At 46.3% G+C, this 19,989-nt stretch carries 21 protein-coding genes; 13 read left to right on the plus strand and 8 right to left on the minus strand.

Annotation, left to right across the window (positions count from 1 at the left end):
* Positions 1-72: 72 nt before the first annotated feature.
* Positions 73-966 (minus strand): prolipoprotein diacylglyceryl transferase, encoded by an 894-nt coding sequence (gene lgt, locus QUA70_RS07150; protein WP_333345943.1) that lies wholly within the window; start codon positions 964-966, stop codon positions 73-75.
* A 338-nt stretch (positions 967-1,304) separates the two neighbouring features.
* On the opposite strand from lgt, the gene rlmN reads away from it, so the two are divergent.
* Entirely contained in the window at positions 1,305-2,414 is a 1,110-nt protein-coding gene (gene rlmN / locus QUA70_RS07155; protein WP_333345940.1) for a 23S rRNA (adenine(2503)-C(2))-methyltransferase RlmN, read from the plus strand.
* A 102-nt stretch (positions 2,415-2,516) separates the two neighbouring features.
* Here rlmN and QUA70_RS07160 read toward each other — a convergent pair whose 3' ends face one another.
* The 3 genes from QUA70_RS07160 to QUA70_RS07170 form a co-directional block, all read right to left on the minus strand.
* The gene (locus tag QUA70_RS07160; RefSeq protein ID WP_333325023.1) at positions 2,517-3,626 is read right to left on the minus strand and encodes a class I SAM-dependent methyltransferase; all 1,110 of its coding nucleotides are present in this window, start codon (positions 3,624-3,626) and stop codon (positions 2,517-2,519) included.
* The gene (purN, locus tag QUA70_RS07165) at positions 3,619-4,290 is read right to left on the minus strand and encodes a phosphoribosylglycinamide formyltransferase (RefSeq protein WP_333345938.1); all 672 of its coding nucleotides are present in this window, start codon (positions 4,288-4,290) and stop codon (positions 3,619-3,621) included. Before purN ends, QUA70_RS07160 begins: the two co-directional genes overlap by 8 nt.
* 130 nt (positions 4,291-4,420) lie before the next feature.
* Positions 4,421-4,996: a GNAT family protein gene (locus tag QUA70_RS07170; protein WP_333345937.1), complete on the minus strand. Its 576-nt coding sequence runs from the start codon at positions 4,994-4,996 to the stop codon at positions 4,421-4,423.
* A 59-nt stretch (positions 4,997-5,055) separates the two neighbouring features.
* Here QUA70_RS07170 and QUA70_RS07175 point away from each other — a divergent pair, with 59 nt between their 5' ends.
* On the plus strand, positions 5,056-5,946 hold the full coding sequence (locus tag QUA70_RS07175) for a sugar ABC transporter permease (RefSeq protein WP_333345934.1): 891 nt from the start codon (positions 5,056-5,058) through the stop codon (positions 5,944-5,946).
* Positions 5,947-6,074: 128 nt separating this feature from the next.
* Here the strand turns inward: QUA70_RS07175 and QUA70_RS07180 are convergent, their stop codons facing one another.
* Complete coding sequence (locus QUA70_RS07180) at positions 6,075-6,692, minus strand: DJ-1/PfpI family protein (RefSeq protein WP_333325014.1); 618 nt, start codon at positions 6,690-6,692, stop codon at positions 6,075-6,077.
* 78 nt (positions 6,693-6,770) lie between these two features.
* Between QUA70_RS07180 and QUA70_RS07185 the strand changes: the two genes are divergently transcribed.
* Positions 6,771-7,136: a hypothetical protein gene (locus tag QUA70_RS07185; RefSeq protein ID WP_333325012.1), complete on the plus strand. Its 366-nt coding sequence runs from the start codon at positions 6,771-6,773 to the stop codon at positions 7,134-7,136.
* Between the two features lie 253 nt (positions 7,137-7,389).
* Here QUA70_RS07185 and QUA70_RS07190 read toward each other — a convergent pair whose 3' ends face one another.
* Entirely contained in the window at positions 7,390-7,536 is a 147-nt protein-coding gene (locus tag QUA70_RS07190) for a photosystem I protein PsaX (protein WP_333046472.1), read from the minus strand.
* Positions 7,537-7,662: 126 nt separating this feature from the next.
* Positions 7,663-8,619, minus strand: coding sequence for a lipoyl synthase (gene lipA, locus QUA70_RS07195; protein WP_333345931.1), 957 nt, complete (start codon positions 8,617-8,619; stop codon positions 7,663-7,665).
* 194 nt (positions 8,620-8,813) lie between these two features.
* On the opposite strand from lipA, the gene QUA70_RS07200 reads away from it, so the two are divergent.
* Entirely contained in the window at positions 8,814-9,365 is a 552-nt protein-coding gene (locus tag QUA70_RS07200; RefSeq protein ID WP_333345928.1) for a response regulator, read from the plus strand.
* A 290-nt stretch (positions 9,366-9,655) separates the two neighbouring features.
* Positions 9,656-10,747 (plus strand): PfkB family carbohydrate kinase, encoded by a 1,092-nt coding sequence (locus QUA70_RS07205; RefSeq protein WP_333345925.1) that lies wholly within the window; start codon positions 9,656-9,658, stop codon positions 10,745-10,747.
* A gap of 79 nt (positions 10,748-10,826) precedes the next feature.
* On the opposite strand, the gene QUA70_RS07210 is transcribed toward QUA70_RS07205, so the two are convergent.
* Complete coding sequence (locus QUA70_RS07210; protein ID WP_333345922.1) at positions 10,827-12,581, minus strand: CapA family protein; 1,755 nt, start codon at positions 12,579-12,581, stop codon at positions 10,827-10,829.
* 914 nt (positions 12,582-13,495) lie between these two features.
* Here QUA70_RS07210 and QUA70_RS07215 point away from each other — a divergent pair.
* From QUA70_RS07215 to QUA70_RS07250, 8 genes are all read left to right on the plus strand, one after another.
* Entirely contained in the window at positions 13,496-14,683 is a 1,188-nt protein-coding gene (locus tag QUA70_RS07215) for a HEAT repeat domain-containing protein (protein WP_333324995.1), read from the plus strand.
* A 105-nt stretch (positions 14,684-14,788) separates the two neighbouring features.
* Complete coding sequence (locus QUA70_RS07220) at positions 14,789-15,874, plus strand: glycosyltransferase family 4 protein (protein ID WP_333345919.1); 1,086 nt, start codon at positions 14,789-14,791, stop codon at positions 15,872-15,874.
* 135 nt (positions 15,875-16,009) lie between these two features.
* Positions 16,010-16,771 (plus strand): type I methionyl aminopeptidase, encoded by a 762-nt coding sequence (map, locus tag QUA70_RS07225; protein WP_333345916.1) that lies wholly within the window; start codon positions 16,010-16,012, stop codon positions 16,769-16,771.
* 238 nt (positions 16,772-17,009) lie between these two features.
* Complete coding sequence (locus QUA70_RS07230) at positions 17,010-17,939, plus strand: LD-carboxypeptidase (protein WP_333345913.1); 930 nt, start codon at positions 17,010-17,012, stop codon at positions 17,937-17,939.
* A 165-nt stretch (positions 17,940-18,104) separates the two neighbouring features.
* Positions 18,105-18,890, plus strand: coding sequence for a hypothetical protein (locus QUA70_RS07235; protein WP_333324989.1), 786 nt, complete (start codon positions 18,105-18,107; stop codon positions 18,888-18,890).
* Between the two features lie 320 nt (positions 18,891-19,210).
* Positions 19,211-19,408 carry a hypothetical protein gene (locus QUA70_RS07240; protein ID WP_333255008.1) on the plus strand — a complete coding sequence of 66 codons (198 nt, stop codon included), beginning with the start codon at positions 19,211-19,213 and terminating at the stop codon, positions 19,406-19,408.
* Positions 19,405-19,674, plus strand: a complete 270-nt coding sequence (locus QUA70_RS07245; protein WP_333345910.1) for a ParE family toxin-like protein — start codon at positions 19,405-19,407, stop codon at positions 19,672-19,674. The genes QUA70_RS07240 and QUA70_RS07245 overlap by 4 nt, the downstream gene beginning before the upstream one ends.
* Before the next feature lie 165 nt (positions 19,675-19,839).
* The gene (locus tag QUA70_RS07250) at positions 19,840-19,983 is read left to right on the plus strand and encodes a hypothetical protein (RefSeq protein WP_333202345.1); all 144 of its coding nucleotides are present in this window, start codon (positions 19,840-19,842) and stop codon (positions 19,981-19,983) included.
* The last annotated feature ends 6 nt before the right edge of the window (positions 19,984-19,989 follow it).

A 19,989-nucleotide genomic window follows, 5' to 3' on the forward strand; every position in this document is an offset into this window, starting at 1 on the left:
TTTTGGTTGGAAGTAAGAGATGGTAGATGCACCCTGGTTTTGAACCCTAGAGACTAACCTCTCTGGGGTTTTTTATTGATCCTCTGGGGATTTGTGAGCGATATTTGCCCGATCGCTATTGGGGGAGACAACATCGGGTAAAGGTCGATCGAGCAAATAAAGCCAAGCTAACCCGCCCAACCCTAAAACAATCCCAGTCAAGCTTACCATCTGTGCAGCCCGCAGTGGCCCGAACATCAAACTATCAGTCCGCAACCCTTCAATCCATACTCGACCGGAACTGTAAGCTGCGATATAAACCAAAAATAAAGCACCAATTTTCAAGCGAATTTTGCCCTGCAAATCGCGAAAAAACAAAGTCAGAAGCAACCCAAATACTGTCAAATTCCACAGGGATTCGTAGAGAAATGTGGGGTGGAAGTATTCAAAATTAGCGTAGGCGGGCGGGCGGCTGCTGGGGGGAATATAAAGTTTCCAGGGCAAATCCGTAGGACTGCCAAAAGCTTCCGAGTTAAAGAAATTTCCCCAGCGTCCGATCGCCTGACCGAGAATTGCCGAAGGCGCGATTAAATCTGCCAATTGCCAAAAAGAAACTCGCTGGATTTTCGCAAAAATTAAAGCTGCGATCGTGCCGCCCAAAATCGCCCCGTGAATAGCAATTCCGCCTTTCCAAATCGCAATAATATCTTCAGGCCTCTGGGAGTATTGCTCCCACTCAAAAGCCACGTAATAAATTCGAGCGCAGGGAATAGCGCCCAGAACCAGCCAAATTGCTAAATCACCCAACAATTCCGGGTTGACGCGGCGTTTTTGGGCCAAGTATTGGGACAGACTCACCCCAATCAATACGGCAGAAGCTATTAACAGCCCGTACCAGCGAATGGCTACGGGGCCAAGTTGAAAGATAATTGGGCCCGGCGATGTAAATTGAAACGCTAAGGGCAGCGCAAGAATATTTAGCACCATAAAAGTTGCATTAATTGTGAGGGAAAGCTGTCAAATTTGCACACCTTTTAACAAACTCCAGAGTTTATTTTAGGTGGGTATGGTCATTTACACGCAATATTGGGGGAATTTTGCCAAAAATTAACTTTGTTGCGGACATTGGTGTCTGGAGTTTTCTTTGTGAGTCCACAATAAGAGCCCCCTAACCCCCTTTTTTAAGGGGGGAACCGGATTATTCTCAAATTCCCCCTGATTAAGAGGGATTTAGGGGGATCGAGACTTCACCTTTTTGAGGATTAACGGCAGCTTTGGTCGAGAAGTTTTAATATAGAGAGTGGCTTTAAATTTTCTAATGACCTATGTCTCCTACTTCCGTTTCTCAGGTGTACTCTTCTGGTAATTCCAAGGGCGCGAATCAGTCTCGCAAGACTGCTGCTTTGGCTGTTGAGTCGGGTAACATTCCGCCCTTGCTGGGGGCGAGTTTAGCTGAGTTAACGGAGTGGGTGCAGCAAAACGGGCAACCTGCTTATCGCGGAAAGCAGTTGTACCAGTGGATTTATGAGAAAGGTGCGCGATCGATCTCTGACATTTCTGTATTCTCGAAACAGTGGCGCGAGACTGTTGCTAAAATTCCGATCGGGCGATCGACCATTCACTATCGATCGGTCGCACCAGACGCCACCGTAAAGTATCTCTTAAAATTGGCAGACGGTCAAATCATTGAAACAGTAGGCATTCCCACCGATAAACGCCTGACTGTGTGCGTCTCAGCCCAAGTTGGCTGCGCGATGGGCTGCGACTTTTGCGCTACCGGAAAAGGCGGTTTCAAGCGCAATTTAGAAAAACACGAAATCGTCGATCAAGTCTTGACTGTACAGCAAGATTTCGGCCGCCGAGTCAGCCACATCGTATTTATGGGAATGGGCGAACCCCTGCTGAATTTCGATAATGTTGTAGCTGCTGTCAAGTGTTTGAATCAAGACGTAGGAATTGGACAGCGAAACATCACCATTTCCACAGTTGGAATTCGCAATCGCATCAGCCAACTAGCCGAACATCAACTGCAAGTTACCCTCGCCGTCAGCCTCCACGCTTCTAATCAAAGATTGCGGGAAGAGTTAATTCCTAGCGCCCGCCCTTATCCTTTGGGTGAGTTAATCGCAGAATGTCGGGAATATGTGCGATCGACCGGGCGCAGATTGAGCTTTGAGTACGTGCTTTTAGCTAATGTGAATGACTTACCGGAACACGCAGCCGAGTTAGCTAGTCAGTTGCGCGGTTTTCAGTGTCACGTCAATTTGATTCCTTACAATCCGATTCAGGAAGCTGAATATCAGCGCCCGACTCCCAATCGAATTAACAGTTTTGTTGCGGTTTTGAAGGAGAAGAAAATTGCAGTTAGCGTGCGGTATTCTCGCGGCTTAGAAGCAGATGCAGCCTGCGGACAATTGCGGGCATCCGAGGTTTAGAATTTTATTTTTAACCCCTAAAAGTTGTCGTATGGTGCGTCAGAGTGCGTTATTGTATCAATTATTGAGAAACTACATCCTGACGCACCATACTATTTTAGCTTACAAGCGTTTAACAAGTATCCACCGCAACTCTAACGGCGGTGTTTGTTGCACCGAAAATAAATCCCGCCCGCTAGCCCAACTGACAAACCAAGGTGTAGGTGGCCACGCCGAGTCAGGCAAATGTTTTTGTTCGTATTGAATCACAGATTCATCAGAAATAATTTCTAACGGCAAACCCTCTATTGCTGCTTGCAATTCTTGTCTGGTAATCAGATAAGACCAACACAATTCAGACATTTGTTTTGCCATCTCGTCGGGTTCGTACCCATCTACTGCTAAGAAAGTGCTGAATAAGATAAATCCGCCGCTTAACACGGCATCGGACATTTTGCCGAGGAAAAGACGAATTTGTTCGGGATAACGGAAGTGAGAGAGAACTTCGGTAGCAATGGCTAATTTGTACCGATAAGTTTTCATCCTCAATAATGGGTCTAAAACGTCGCCTTGGGTGACATTTATCGGCAAGTTTTCGGCGGTTGCTGCTGCTGATAGTTTTTCGGCAAATATGGGTGTTAGTTCGATCGCATCCACGGAATGACCTAACCTTGCTAAAGGCAAACTATTGCGCCCTGGGCCCGCACCAACATCTAAAATAGGTGCTTTTCCCGGTTCGCCTAATTCGGCGGCAATGGCGATAACTTTGGCATCGGGATGGCTGCCGAATAAAGGTTCGGGGCGAATATCCGGCCAGCTATGATATTTCTGGGCCATCGATTCGACTTGAATCTTGGTATTCAGAGTAATGCCGCCGGCTAAACCGCTTTGGGAATTGGCGGGAAAATATGAGACTATGAGATTAGCGTGGGGGGAATTTTTGAATCCTTCTGCTAAGGCATTGGCGATTAATGTTCGGAAGTTTTCGGTTTGGGAAGCATTGATGTTTTGTCCGAGGATGGTTAAGAAGTCTGACAGTAATTTAAGATAGTCGTCTAGCATCGATGGCAAGCAAGGGAGATATAATTCTCCCTTGATGCCGATGTTCTTTTTGAGCCTTTCTTTGAGAATTAATTTCAGGCGATTCGAGTCTGTCAGCGGCGGGCTTGTTTCGGGTGATTGGCTGACGGGCAATTGGGGGATAGATGCGGCACTGGTGAGGTTTTTAGTCACAATAGTTTCGATTAGATTCGGCAATAAGTGCGATCGCACCGAGCATAATCTTGTGCTCTTGCACCTGAATTCGAGCGTGCAGCGTTTCTGCGGTATCTTCAGGCAATACCGGCACCGCAGCCTGCATTAAAATCGGCCCGCTGTCTACTTCTAAACGGGCGATATGCACCGTACATCCGGTGATTTTAACCTTGGCGGCCAGTGCTTGCTCGACGGCGCGAATTCCTGGGAAACTCGGCAGTAAGCTGGGGTGAAGGTTAATTACGCGATCGGGAAAAGCATCAAACAAAACTTTAGTAACAATTCGCATCCAACCCGCCATCACTACCCATTCTACATCATATTCTTGAAAAGTTTTGACAATTTTTGTATCTAATTCTTCGCGGCTTTTGCAGTCGCGGTGATTGAGAAGAATCGAGGGAATGCCGTATTTTTCGGCTCTGACGGCGGCTTTGGCTTCGGGGTTGTTGTAAATTAATACTGGGATTTGAGCGTTGAGTTGTTGATTTTGGATGGCTTGGGCAATTACCTCGAAGTTGCTGCCGCTTCCTGATGCTAAAACTCCTAATTTTAATGGAGGATGAGCCGGAGCGATCGCACTTTTGCCAATCTCAGGAGAAATCAGGCAGGCATTGGAATTAACAGATACTGGATTAGCGGTCATAAAGATAAAAACTATTCACTCGTCTACTACAATACAGGTAAAGGGTAAGGTGTGCTTGGTCGCACTCTACATGGAGATATTGCGTAAATCCTAAGTATATTATTTTTTGTCGCTGACTACTGATCCACTCCTATTCTACAATATTCTCAAAAAACTCTTCCCTGAGAATCGAATAAAGTTTTAGATCCCAATATCGGCCTTTGACAAATAGCTGCTGTCGCAATATCCCTTCCAATTGCATCCCCACTTTTTCCATCACCCGAGCCGAAGCAATATTGTTAACTTCACATCGAGCCACAATTCGATTTAGCAACATCTCCCGAAAACCGAATTCAATAACTGCATTGACAGCCTCGCTCATGTATCCCTCGCCCCAATATTTTCGCGAAAGTGCGTAGCCAATTTCCGCGCGGCTGTGCGTCATACTCCATTCCACAAATCCGCAAGTCCCGATAAACTTTTTCTCGGCTTTGTGGACGATTCCCCAATCTACCAGCTCGCGTTTTTTGTACATTCTTGTAAGTGACTTGAGAAAGTATTTAGTGTCTTCGAGCGAGGTGTGAGTTGACCACATTGTGTATTCTGATACTTCGGGGTTGCAAGCATACTCAAACATATCGCTGGCATCATTTAAAGTTATTTTTCGGAGTAGCAGCCTTTCAGTTTCTATAGTAGGTAAATTGGCTAATATATCGAGAAGGTTCATTTTGAGATTGCCCTATAATGTGATACCATTTAAAACTAAAAGCTAAAATTTACAAGCCAATGGTTCGGATTAAATTTGGGCGTTTTAACTGGTTGGATAATGATGCGATCGCAGCTTGGACTTTTCTGGCCCCGGCTTTGCTGTTTCTGGGTACTTTTTTGATTTGGCCGATCGCCTATTTATTTTACCTCAGCTTTACCAGCGGCAGCTTTACCCAGTCGGGAGTGCGTTGGATTGGCTTCAACAACTACTGGCGTCTAGTCACAAACCCGGATTTCTGGCAAATTCTCCAAAACACGCTCTATTTTACTACTGCTACAGTCATTCCCAGTTTAGTAATTCCTTTGGGTTTGGCAGTTTTGCTAAATCGCTCGTTTGCTTGGCGAGGAACTCTCCGCACCGCTTATTTTATTCCTTCGATTACCTCTTTAGTTGCAGTGGGGTTGGGTTGGCGGTGGTTGTTTCAAACCGAAGGCCCGGTGAATAATGCCCTAAGTGCGATCGGCTTAAATCCAATTCCTTGGCTGAGTAGCACAGTTTGGGCAATGCCTGTGATAATTCTGCTCAGTGTTTGGAAGCAATTAGGCTTTAATATGGTAGTATTTTTAGCAGGATTGCAAGCAATTCCGGTAAATCGTTACGAAGCCGCAGAATTGGATGGAGCTAATGCTTGGCAGCAATTTTTGTACATCACTTTACCCGGTTTGCGGCCAACTTTAGTATTTGCTACCGTGACTACTGCTATTTTTACTCTGCGGAGTTTCGAGCAAGTTTACGTCATCACCGGCGGCGGCCCTTTGAACTCTACTAATTTGCTAGTTTATTATATTTACGAGCAAGCTTTTTCGCAATTTGATTTTGGCTATGCAGCCGCAGCGGCAACTTTCCTGATGGCTGTAGCTTTGATATTAGTCTATTTACAACTAAAAGTTTGGGGCGAAGATGCTTGATATAACATTGGGTAGCATTCTTTGTGTATGGGCGGGGTGGGTTTACGAGATTGTTTGTTTTAGGCATGATGGTTGGTAAAACCCGCCCCTAGGCGCAAATTATACAATTAACCATGCCCATTGCCCAATTACCAATTCCCAATTTTATACTCCATGTGCTCTGCTGTTTTTTCAGCTTGCGCTGTACCCAAAAGTTTGCAGACAACGTGCAAAGACATATCAATTCCCGCAGCAATTCCCCCAGAAGTGATGATTTTGCCGTTATCTACAAATCGCTGATTTTCGATAATAGTTGTGTTGGGAGCTAATTCTCTCAATAACTCCAAGGCCCGATGGTGTGTAGTTGCTTCCAAACCTTCCAATAAACCAGCTTTTGCCAAAAGCAGCGAACCCGTACAGACAGAAAGCACTAATTCTGCTGTTCGCGCACAATCTTTTATCCAGTTAATAACTCCTGAATTATCGATTAACTTTCTTGTACCTTGTCCTCCCGGTACAATTAAAATATCTGGTGGCGGACAATCGGAAATGGTGCAGTCGGGATTTACACTCAAACCATTGCGGGCGTTGACAGCACCGGGATGTTCGGCTACGGTAGAGACTGCAAAAGGTCGTGAAGCGAAGCTATCCCGAAGGGAATCGCCCTTACTTAATTCTGATGTCACCGAAAATACTTCAAAAGGGCCTGCAAAGTCCAGTACCTCGACATCATCGAACATTAAAATAGCTACGTTCCAAGTTGCCATAAGACCTACTTCTGATAGAGGCAAAAAATCTCGGCGATTTGTTATCGTAGAAAAGGTATAATTTAAATTATTAAAGCTATGCCGAAAAATATTCGCCATCGCGCCCTAACAATTTGTCTTTTATGTCTGGCTTGCGCCTTAGCAATTGCTGTTGCGCCAATTGTTACGCCCGCTCAATCCACAACTCAATTAGAGTTTCGCATTACTCAATTAGAAAGGCAAATTTCTGAACTCAGGGGACAAATCTACAGCTTGCAGAACCAAGGTTCTAGAGTTAACCGGCCTCAGTCTCCTTCCCCTTCAGGTTCGGGTCGCACAAATTCTAGACCGCTGTCGGGAGACCCGATGTTTGACAATTTAGCAACTTTGGCAATTGAAACTAAGCAAGATGTTATTAAAATTCAAGAGCGCTTGTCAAAGCTAGAAGCGTCGAGAAATCGCTAGAGAAGGAAGAAGGAAGAAGGAAGAAGGAAGGCGCGAGACGGATACACGGATTAATTATTGAGCAAAAGTAGGGAGTCAGGAGTCAGAAGGAAGAGGTTCAAGGGAAGAGGGAAGAAGTCAGTAGTCATTAGTTACAAGGATGAAGTCATATTCTCGCCAACTCAAAACTCAAAACTCTCCCCCTCTCCTTCTCTGCCACTCTCCGACGTTGAGGTCGAGAAAAGCAGGGTCTGCTAAAAGTCAACTTGCAGAACTATTCAATGATATGGAAATAAAAGGCTGCAACCACAAAATTGATTGCTAACAGCAACAGAAACCAGCCTGCGCGAAATGGGTAAGGGAATTTGCCCGTTTTCATCACGGACTCGGATTTTAATTGGTTCTTCGCTATCTCTGGCATAGGTAAAGCTCCTAATTGATAATGTCACTCTATTTACAAATAGCAGAGAGCGTCGCACTTATGCACAATCCTCTAGAGTTATTTTTTGTAACAAGGAGTTTATACCGAGTTGAATTGAGATTAATTTCAATCGCTCTCTCCGGCGTGGTAGGAACTGCGGACGAGAGGCCCCGATCGCACGCGCTCAAACCCCATCTCCCGCGCGATCGACCCGAAACGGTCAAATTCGGCTGGCGTCCAGTATTTACGCACTGGGAGGTGCTCTAGAGATGGTCTCATGTATTGACCGAGGGTGAGTCGATCGCACTTGGCATCCCGCAAATCGACCATCGCTTCGACTATCTCGGCTTCGGTTTCCCCGTGTCCCAACATCAAACCGGATTTGGTGGGAATAGTTGGGTCATATTGCTTAACAATACGCAGAACGTCGATCGAGCGATCGTACTTGGCCCCCCTCCGCACCGGCCCTTGCAACCGACGCACTGTCTCAATATTGTGGTTGTAACAAGCCGGTGTAGCCTCCACTACCGTGCGAATCCGCTGTCGCTGCAACTCATCGAGCCCGGAATTCTCCCCCTCTGAACTCCTCCCGATTCCCCCCCAAAAATCCGGCGTCAGCACCTCAACTTCAGTATCCGGGTTCAAAAGGCGGATTTGGGCGATCGTCCTTGCAAACCAACCCGCACCCCCATCCGGCAAATCATCCCTCGCCACCGAAGTCAGCACCGCATAGCGCAAACCCAACAACTGCACCGCCTCCGCCACCTTTTGCGGTTCCTCCGGGTCTAGCGGCATCGGAGAATGACCTTTATCTACTTGACAAAAAGCACAAGCACGGGTGCAAGTCTGCCCCATCAACAAAAAAGTCGCCGTTTTTTGCGCGTAGCACTCGCCCCGGTTGGGACATCTGCCCTCCTCGCAAATCGTGTGAATTTGCCGCTGTTTGATAATTTTTTGCACTTGCGAAAGTTCGCTAGCTTTGCCAACGGGCCTACGCAACCACTGCGGCATCGCCTCGATTTCACCCCGCATTTGGGCGGCAATTAATTTGACAGTAGGAGTTTGAGGAATTTGGGGCGACATATAATTAAGTGGCGATCGAGTTAATTCCTTCGATCGTATCCGAAATCAAAGCCCCTGAAGTTGTAGCAGTCTCACCCGAAATCAGAATCGCGCCGAGGTGCCGCAAAACTAAACTCGCGCAGAATTCTGGGTAGAATTCGGTTAGGGATATACTGAAGGTTGCGAATCATCACTCATTACTGAAGGAGTCAGTCGTGGCTGGTCAAAAAATCTTGGTAATCGATGACAGTAAAGTCATCCGGGTCCGAGTCCGAGAGATGTTGCCTCAGGGTAACTTTGAAGTTCTAGAAGCAAAAGACGGCGAAGAGGGACTCAAACTGATTCGTCAAGCCCGGCCAAATCTAATTATGTTAGATTTCCTACTGCCCAAAGTCAGTGGTTGGGAAGTGTATCAAAAAGTGCAAGCCCATCCGGAGCTTTCTAAGATACCTTTGGTGATCATGTCGGGGCGCGAAGAAGAGGTGATGGAAAAAATTCCGAAACCCTTCGAGAAGCATTTTTTTGCCTTTATCGCCAAACCCTTTGAGAAGAAGCAGCTAACCGAGGCGATCAAATCGGCGATGGTACTGGCCAAAAAGAAACCGGTACCGGAAGCCCCAGCCGCCGCCGCTGCACCAACTTCTGGAGGAGGCGAGGCCGAAATTCAGGCGATGACTCTGAAAATGGCGAAAATGCAAGCGGAAATTGATGCACTCAAAAAACAAATGACTCAGGTGATTACGATCATCAAGCAGAAATTGAAATAATTCTGCTGTTTTTTGAAGGCACTTATGTAGAAGGAAACTTCCACACCGTGAAACTTTTTATTGAGTCTCAATGGCTGCGTTTTGATCGGCATTCATTCTTTTGCAAAATTGTTTGAGCGAGTGCGATCACCAATAGCCTGCAACTGGTTTCTCAAAATTCCAGTGAGAAAATCAATTAAAAGTTAAAAATAAAACAAGGGAGGAAATTAATTATTAATTAATATTAGGATTTTTAATTCCCGCTCGTTCCACACTCAATTATTAACTCCTCAGTCTCATTTTTTTGGTTAATGACTAACGACTATTCCGATTTTTTGCCTCAACTGCGTGCCTCAACAGAGCAATTATTGAAAAGATTAGACTGCTTCGATCAAGCGCAGGTATTAGCGATCGGAGATTTGACCTTGGACGAGTTTCTTACCGGACAAGTAGAGCGAATTTCCCGCGAAGCACCTGTGTTGATTTTGCGCTACGAAAATACTCGGCAACTACCCGGAGGTGGCGCAAATGCTGTCTACAATTTAGCCAAACTGGGAGGCAAAGTAAAAGTTGCTGGTTTGGTGGGAAAAGACGACCAGGGAAAGGCTTTGTGCGGTATTTTTGAGGCGGCGGGAATTGATACGGCTGGGATTTTAATCGATTCGCAGCGTCCAACTGTTACCAAAACTCGAATTTCCGGGCACGCGCGGCAGTCGGTGACTCAGCAAATTGTCCGAGTCGATCGCAAATCGGACGAGTTGCCGGATTTAGATTTGCAGTTGCAACTGGCAGACTACATCCGGCAGCAAATACCGACAGTAGATGCAGTGGTTTGTTCCGACTACGGCGACGGAGTTTTGACTCGTTTGGCGATCGAATCGGCAGTGGTTCCCGGCAAAACAATTGTCGATGCTCAAACCAATTTGCAGCGATATTCTGGAGCAATGTTATTTACTCCGAACTTGCCCGAAGCCGAGCAAGCCGTCGGATATGCTATCAAAAACCCTCAAACTTTAATGCAAGCAGGACGAGATTTATTGAACTTAACTCAAGCTCAAAAAATCCTGATTACTCGCGGCGAAGAAGGGATGACTTTGTTTGAAAGGGTGAACGGCGAAGAAATCAAAAATTCACCTTCTCCAACATCCATTTGTGAAAAGGGGGAATTTGCCATTCAAAGTTGGGACATTCCCCCTTTTAACAAGACTGATGTATTCGACGTAACCGGTGCTGGAGATACAGTCGTAGCAGCAATGACTTTAGCTTTGTGCGTCGGTGCATCTGGTTGGGAAGCGGCAGTTTTGGGCAATTTGGCGGCTAGTATTGTCGTGCGTCAATTCGGTACAGCAACGACGACAGCAGACGAAATGAAAGAAGCTTTGAAAACGATGATTGATCACTAATCAGTTGTAATTGGTGATTGATTATTACTTGTTCCCATGCAGATCCTGGGAACAAGTAATAATTCCCAATTCCCAATAACTACTTACTCTTTTTCAAAATTTGTCCCTTGTCATCAATTGTCAAACCGCTATTGGGAAAATCGCTCTTTGTCAAACGGTCAATCAACCCCACAGTCCTAAAATTGTTATCAACAGCCGGAACACCTCGCCCGTCAAGTTGGATGGGGATAATCTTACCAGAAACAAAATCCCCTTGCGGAGTCATTTTCACATCCAAAATTAGAGATTTACCGAGTGCTCCTGCTGTGGACAAAGTGCGATAACCCAAAAAATTTCCCAGGGAATAAGCAATCAATTTCCCTTTATAAAGTTCCATCGCTCGGGGAACGTGCGGGCCATGTCCCAAAATCAAATCTGCTCCCGCATCAATCATCGTCCGCGAAAACAACACCATATTTCCCCGGTTTTCTCCGTAAAAAAACTCAGTTTTATTTCTCACATTCTGAGCACCCGTTCCTTCAGCTCCAGCATGAACTGATATCACTACAATATCAGCCTTTTCCTTAGCTTTTTTGACAACTTCTGATCCTGCTTTCAGTTCCAGCAAAGAATTGTGAACTTCGCCGTAGTTGCTGAAACCGATAAATGCAAAATTCACCCCCTTGACATTTTGATAAACAATTTGATCTCTTTTGCCAACAGCCTTCATGCCATTGCTGTCGATGTTTTTAATCGTGTCATTAAATCCTTGCTCGTTAAAATCGTAAGAGTGATTGTTGGCAATACTCAAAATATCAAAACCAACATCTTTGAAAATTTTCGCATAACTCGGAGGCGTCCGAAAGGCAAACAGCATTCGTCCGCCGCCTGCTTTGGAACTGTAAGGATAATCGGTCATCGTGCTTTCAAAATTGCCAAATAGAATATCAGCTCCTTTGAGGTACGGTTTTACCGACTCTAATAACATCTCTTTTTTTGCCGGCAGTTTGTTGTAGGGATAATTTGTGCCGGGGATCATGTCGCCAACTGCTTTGATGCTGACAGTGGCGGGCACAGTGGCAGGTTTTTTGGCAGCCGGGGAGGGCGATTTTGGAGCGGGAAGGGGTTTGGCTGCGGGTGCAGGCGCGGGTGTCGAGCTCACTTCTTGTACCGCAGGCTTTGACGTGAGAGGGTTATTAGTAGCGGTGGTTGGGGATTTGTAAAATTGAGAAGCCAGAACAAAGCCGGATATCGGCACGAGAATTAGACTCAGAGCACCGACTGACAGCCCAGATTTTTTAGTTTTAGTGCGGGCTAACTCTGGCTGGGGTGATTGCTTTTGCTGCCTTTGGTTTGGGGGTTTTGGAGTGGGGGTTTTAGGGGGTTGGAGCGGAGATTGTTCTGGTGTTTGAGGGGGCGCAGTTGTGACATTTTGAGGTTTTTCTAGCTTGGGCAAAGTCACAGGAATGGGAGAAGCGGGTAGACTCGCGGCTACTGCTGCACTCGCGGCTACTGCTGCATTCACGGCAACTAATGCACTCACGGGTTCGGAAGTCAAGCGTTTTTTTAATTCTACCGTCTGAGTCCAAGCGGGCAATTGCTGACCGCCCTGCCGCCCGTAAACTGTCACTGAGTAAAGGTTATTTGGTTGCAGCCGCTGCAACCCTTTGACGGCGACTCGGAGACAGGCTTCTTCTGCAGGTAAATGTTCTGCTTCCAGCAGCAGGTGCAGGGTGTCATTTTCGCGGCTGGCTTTAGCCGTGACGCCGAAGCTTTGGAGTGCTTGGCCGATCAGAAATGCGATCGCCCTGGCATCGCCTTCTTTTGCTAAATTTAAAATATCTTGTTGGCTCACAAACGCCTCTACTCTCACACTAGAAATTTAGCTCGATCTTATATCAAATTTGGTGGCACAGCATTAAATACCCATAGATTTAACTTAAGTAAGTATGTACAAATAAACAGAACGTGGGGAGAGGGCGCGTGCGTGAAAGGGTATACTCGCTCTCACTATAGCTTCTAACTAAATCCGACCCTTCTTTTACAAGATAGTATGATTTTTGGCCCTTGCTTGCTGAATACAATATTTCCTAACGGTTATCTTAGGCGATCGCCCAAACACTTCTATCCGCCATAATTCCCCCCCTTGAAATTAACATTGGTCAAATCAGCGCTCTCTTTCTTACAGCATTTTTGGTAAAAAAACCCGGTTTCTTCGATCGAGAGTGCGTCCTCGAATGTACTGAAAATATTGGGTTTAGCAGCCAAGAATCCGCTCAAAAATGCGGTTTCTCGTTTCCAGTGCCAATCCCCCTGTCCCACTTGGGCCCAAATTAAGACAAAAACGATCGACCGCCAGGCTCAGAAGCTTGTTAAACTCTTGGTCATGCCACGCTATTAGTGAGAAATCGACGGCGAGCCACAATCGTCTGCTAGCGCCCCCGCAGTGCTGCGCTGCGGGGCCTGCACCGCACGCTGCACGTAGGTGAGATTAGCTGCAATCAACTTTCGGGATGCCGCTGCTAAAGTCGCGGCCGCCGATGTAGTTGTTCGTTTTAAACTAATTAAACTAATTATTTAAAGGAGTTGCACGTCAATGACACAATTGTGCTTATGAGAGCTGGCTCGGTGCCCTCTCAACCAGGGTTTTTCGTTAGTCTGGTGCTATTAGTGAGTTAGTTAAGCCCATAGCAGCTAGGATCGAGCTAACTCAAGGTTAAACTAAAGCTCGTCATGCGGCGTTGCCTCTCAAAACCCGGATTGAGTCTTATGGCGCATTACCGCTCCTCTGTATGTTTGTTCACCTGCATTGCCTGTCTGGGCGCTGCGTTCAGTCCAAGTGCCGACGGAGGGCACCAGGTACTCAATGCCTCCTACCGGGCTGTTTCCCAAGAAATTGCTCAGGCAAACTCTCCCCCGGACGATCGCCAGGATTCCAAGCCTCCAAAACCGTCTCCAGCGCCCGATAAAAACAAATCTCAGCCGTCCAAAACGTCCAAATCTAATTCTAAGATCCCGAAATCGGTATCCAATTTGATCGTCATTTTGTCTCGTCAGCGGGGGTTCTTAATGTTGGGTTTGGCAGCAGTTGTCGTCACGGCAGCGGCAGTATTTATCATGATCAAATTAGTTAGCAGTGACGAGTCAAATTATTCTAAGCGAAGACGAGGAAGATTTGATCGCCACAACCAAAGAAACTCTCAATTTACTAATCCAGATTCTCCTACAAACTCGCACGAAAGTAGACCGAAAGAGACTTCTTCGGGGCGACAGTCGCTGTCAGCCTTGCCCTACCCTTTTGATTTGCCAAAAGGCCACAGTATCGAGAGCAGCGATCGATCTTTTATCCTGGAATCCGGGGAATCAGAATCCGACGATGCAGTAGTCGAGGGCGATCGAATTAATTCCGACACCTCGCCCTTAGAAACTCACAGCAACGGATACAGCAACACAGGTTTCAACATTCCCGAAACAACTAATCAAACCGATTCCCTAGCGAAGAAGAAAGGTATTTCCCTTCCCGAAACGGATGGTAGACCTAAAGTTGATATTATTGAAGCACTGATTGAAGATTTGCAGCAGCTAAATCCGGCAAAGAGAGGCAAAGCAATTTGGGAACTAGGCCAGCGGGGAGATTCCAGAGCAGTTGAGCCGTTGCTCGATTTGCTACCAAATTCCGACTCCAAGCAGTACAGTTTAATTTTGGCAAGTCTCTCGGAAATTGGCATTCGCACGCTCAAACCCATGAATAATGCGTGGTCAATTTCGCTGCAAAATGAAAATCCCGAAGTGCGTAAAAATGCAATTCGCGACTTGACGCGGATTTACGAATTGGTGAATCAAATCAGTTACTTGTTGCACCGTGCGACGGACGATCCAGATCCAGAAGTTCAGGAAACTGCTCGCTGGGCAATCAATCAGTTGAACCGCCTCCGTCCGCGTTCTGGGATGGATTAATAAATGTCGCAATTTTCAAATAATTTGAACTTGAGATTTGAAAGGGGAAATTAATAATTTAGATTATGTTAAAATTAGTGAATGCTGATTAATGACTAATGACTAATGACTAATAACACTTTAAAACTATTGTTCCTGTCAACTTCGGTCGGTCAACTAGGTTCGGGGTTGGGTGGCGGTGTCGAACTTACAGTCCTTAACATTGCTAAAGAATTGCAGAATCGCGGCCATAAAATAGCAGTTGTAGCGCCGATAGGTTCAGTGTTAAAATCAATTCCAGTAATCGAAATAACGGGGGATTTGCAAGTAACCGCCCAAACACAAGATTACAATGATCCTATTGTGATGCCCGCCGATTCTGTGCTGGCGAATATGTGGGAATATGCTCGCCAAGTTCAGGATGAATGGGATGTCATTGTTAATTTTGCCTACGATTGGCTGCCGTTTTATTTGACACCATTTTTTAGGACTCCGATCGCACATTTGATCAGCATGGGCTCCCTTTCCGCAGCCCTCGATCGCATCGCCGGACAAACCGCCGTTCAGTTTCCTGGTACGATCGGAGTTCACACCGCTTCTCAAGCCAAAACATTCGCCTTTGCTGATGAATGTCAGTTGTTGGGAAATGGCATAGATTTATCCCTGTACCAATTTTGCGACCAACCGCAGTCTAAATTAGCTTGGCTAGGCCGCATCGCCCCGGAGAAAGGCTTAGAAGATGCAGTAGCAGCAGCGAAAATTACAGGCATTCCCCTGAAAATTATGGGCAAAATGCAAGATGAGGATTATTGGCAAAAAATTTGTGCAGATTACCCGGATGCTCCGGTAGAATATTTAGGGTTTCTGACCACAACTCAAATGCAAGAACAAGTCCGAGAGTGTCAAGCATTGTTGATGACACCACGTTGGGTGGAAGCTTTCGGAAATGTCGCGATCGAGGCTTTAGCGTGCGGTGTGCCTGTGATTGCTTACGAGCGCGGGGGGCCAGCGGAAATTGTGAGAGACGGACTGACGGGCTTTTTAGTGGCTCCTGATAGCGTAAATGGCTTGGTAGGTGCGATCGCCCGCTTAGACCAAATTGACCGCAGCGCTTGCCGGCGACAAGTAGAGGTAGAATACTCTTTGGAAGCTTTGGGCGATCGTTTTGAACACTGGTTCCAATCTATCACTCGTAGTAGGGGGCGTCAGTAATAATACTGGCACATTTTTAGAAATATCCGCTGACTGACGCACCTTACAACTTTATTGAACAGCAATTCAAATATCTTCTAAAAGTGAGTTAAATAAACTCTTAATCGACCACAAAAAAGAAAACCGAAAAAAACTATGGCAACCGAACGTTTAGTGCTTTTATCCAGTAGAGAAATCGAAAAAATGCGCCAAGCCGGCCGTTTAGCGGCCGAACTTCTGCTACATCTCGAACCAATGGTTAAACCGGGAGTAAGCACTCTAGAAATTAACGATGAAGCCGAACGCTGGACTTTGGCACACGGAGCAAAGAGCGCTCCCCTAGGCTATAAAGGATTTCCCAAATCTCTGTGTGCTAGCGTCAATGAAGTAGTCTGTCACGGCATCCCCAATGCGAAACAAATTCTTAAAGAAGGGGACATTATTAATATTGATGTAACGCCTTTAGTTGATGGTTATCATGGGGATGCTTCCAAGACTTTTTTTGTGGGAAAACCTTCACCTGTAGCGAAAAAGTTAGTTGAAGTAACCGAGGAATGTTTAAGAAGAGGAATTGCCGAAGTCAAACCGGGTGCTCGTACCGGTGACATCGGTGCAGCGATTCAAGAATATGCTGAAGCACAGGGTTTTTCGGTAGTGCGAAATTTTGCGGGACACGGCGTTCACCGCGTTTTTCACACCGAACCGGAAATTTTGCACTACGGTAAGCGGGGCACGGGGAAGAAGCTCAGACAAGGCATGGTTTTTACGATCGAGCCAATGATTAATGAGGGCACTTGGGAAGTGGAAATTCTCGCCGATGGTTGGACTGCTATCACGCAAGATGGAAAGCTTTCGGCTCAATTCGAGCACACTCTGGCTGTGACTGATTCTGGGGTAGAAATTCTGACTTTACCTTAATTGTTGACGGTTGACAGTTGACCGTTGACGGTTGACGGTTAACCGTCAATGGTTTGCCCTCAACTATCGCTCGCAATCTTTTGACTCAAGAACAAATCGATCGAGTGCATCCTTTATTAAATGAACTTTCACCACAACTTAATGCCTATCTTAACTCACTAAAACAAAAAGCCAAAGGTTAACAATCAACAGCAAACAGTCAACAGTCAACAGTCAACAGTCAACAATCAACCTACTAATGACTAACATAAAATTTCTGCAACCAGGAGATTTGCTCAAAGTAATTGCCCCTAGTGGCACTTTGCGAGAATCAACCAACTTTGAAAAGGGTGTAGAAATTTGGAAATCCCGCGGCTATCGAATTGAATTAACACCGGGTTTTGACGATCGCTGGGGCTATTTGGCAGGTTCCGACGAAAACCGCGTCCGACAGTTGGCAGATGCCCTCAATGACCCGGATTGTCGCGGTATTCTCTGTGTTCGAGGCGGTTTCGGCAGCACTCGACTTTTGGAAAAAGGAAATGTGGGAAAGGCGGAAAAGTCCCAGTTTCCAACTCCCGATTCCCATTCGCCGAAATGGTTAATCGGCTTTTCAGATATTACTGCTTTGCTGTGGAATCAGGCTAAATTGGGTGTTTGGGGTGTTCACGGGCCGATGCTGACAACTTTGGCTGCGGAACCGGATTGGTCTGTCGATCGACTTTTTGACTGCATAGAAGGTCGTCCCTTACAATCTTTGCAAGGTAAAGGATGGGGCAGCGGACAAGCCACCGGGCCTCTATTTCCGGCGAATCTGACGGTTGCTTCTCATTTGCTCGGAACCCCGTATCAACCGGATTTGACCGGGGTTATTCTCGCATTTGAGGATGTTTCTGAGGCTCCTTACAGGGTCGATCGAATGCTGACTTTGTGGCGGATGGCAGGGGCTTTCGCAGGCGTGCGGGGCATTGCTTTGGGGCGTTTCAGCCGCTGCGAGATTGACCCGAGTATTCCCAGTTTTAGCATTGAAGAAGTTTTGCGCGATCGGCTGGGGGACTTGAATATTCCCATTGTCTCGGATTTGCCCTTCGGGCACGAGGGAGTTAACGCTGCTTTACCTATGGGAATTATGGCGAGTCTCGACGCTGATTCGGGATTGCTGATTTGCGGCGATCGATCGCAACTTTAAATTAGGGATCAACGTCTATAACTTTAACATGAGATTTTGCACCCGCTCAATAGTCCCGTTAGGTGAGGTTGACACGGTTGGCAGAAATTACATTTAAAATGGATTGTGTATGCAAATGTCGGCGCAAAGAAAGCAAAAAGATTTTAAATTTTTCCAGAGGTTGATATGAGAACACACAACTTGTTAAACAGTATTGCTGCCGCTGTGCTAGTTACCGGACTGGCACTTACGGGGATTTCCTCAAGTGCTATTGGCCAACAGATACGGAATAACGATCGCGTTGCCGGAGTAATTCGCCGCACTTCCCCCATCTACCGTTTTCGGAATATGTGGGTTCCGGGTTCTCCGACGGAAGAATTGCGTGGTCAAGAATACACATTCAGCGCTCGCGAAGGCGACAACATTGAAGTGTTTTTAGATACAGATAGAAGTAGCGGTTTTACTCCCGTCATGGTGCTGTTTTACGGGAACAACAAACAAGTCGCTTTTACGCAAGACCGTTCTTTTAATTATCAAATTCCCCGTAGTGGCGATTACAAGCTTTTAGTATTAGCAAAAGATGCTGCCAGAGGCGGTAGCTATACCCTGGAAGTTGCGGGAATTGATGGGGGCGACAGACGATCTCGCAATTCGCGGGACGATTGGTACACCGGGCGAGATAACGATCGATATGACGGTCAATATGACAGAGCACAGATTCTGCAAGATGATTTTGGCTTGCGGTCTGTTGATTGTCGCGAGAGACGTTCTATGGTGAGAGTCAGGTTTGACGATAATAATCAAGACTCGACTTACTGCGCTGTGCCGACTAGAAACTTTCCGGCGGGAGATTATTACTACAATTCGCGGACTAGAGATTTAGATTCGGCGAGGCTGGATGATAATAGGAGGTTCGATGAGCGCCGCGATCAATGTCGCGTATCCGTGGGCGGAGTGTGCGTGACGAGGTAAGGAGGTCAAACTCTAGCGCGGGATCAGAAACCGGGTTTCTTCGTAGAAACCCGGTTTCTTTGCGTAAGCTGTTGCGGCATTTAAAATGTCTGTCAAAAAAAATCAAAGTCTTGTGGGGAGTAGGGGTTTGGCGGCCCGCCCGCCCTGAATATACAATTTAAATGCGTGACAGCTTATCGACGCACTCCGACTCCTCGAAACCGGGTTTTTTACGCTCATCTGTGGGCTGCAACGCGTCTTTCGGAAAAAACCTGGTTTATGACTACCCGTGCGTTCAGTATTATTGGTTAATTAATAATATTAATGATGTGGCAAAATGTATGAGCGTTAAAGAACTTGAAACAGCAATTATGAACTTGTCAGTTAAGGAACTATCCGAACTCACTGCTTGGCTGATAGAGTATCGCCAACAGGTTTGGGATAGGCAAATTGAAGACGATTTGGAGGATGGGCGGTTAGATGCGCTACTTGATGAAGTCGATGCAGAGTATGAAGCGGGATTGGCTAAAGTGTTATGAAGCATCTGACTCTACCGCGTTCTTGGCACTGCTATCACCAGCTACCTAAAGAAATACAAGCCTTAGCCGATAAAAATTACGAATTACTCAAAGGCGACCCGTATCACCCTTCGCTGCATTTTAAAAAAGTTGGCAGGCTAAAGCAATTGCAATCGGTGCGAGTAGGCGATAGTTACAGAGCTTTGGGAGTTGAGAAACCTGAAGGTATTGTCGGGTTTTGGATAGGGACTCATGGGGATTACGATGCAATATTAGCTCAGAAATAAAGCCGCCGATCGAGTGTGATAATAGACGTTTAATTAGTCTCCCCGGCGAGTAGAGAGGTAAAGTAAATAAAATGTGCGGTTTGCACGTAGCGTTTCCATTCAATTAGTTTGCCCTGCGAGTGAGGAGACTTCCATTATAAACCCCCTACAGTGGAAGGATTTTAGATGTCATTTGCCAGCCTCGCAACCAACCAAATCCCGATCGCCCAAAATCGAACTCAGCCACTCCCCTCATCTCCCTCCCCGCTGACAGATGAATTTTTTGTCAAAAAGGACGATCGCACAGTGGTAAGCTACCAAAGGCATTGAAATATC

The organism is Microcoleus sp. LAD1_D5, assembly GCF_036702115.1.
Lineage (GTDB): Bacteria > Cyanobacteriota > Cyanobacteriia > Cyanobacteriales > Microcoleaceae > Microcoleus.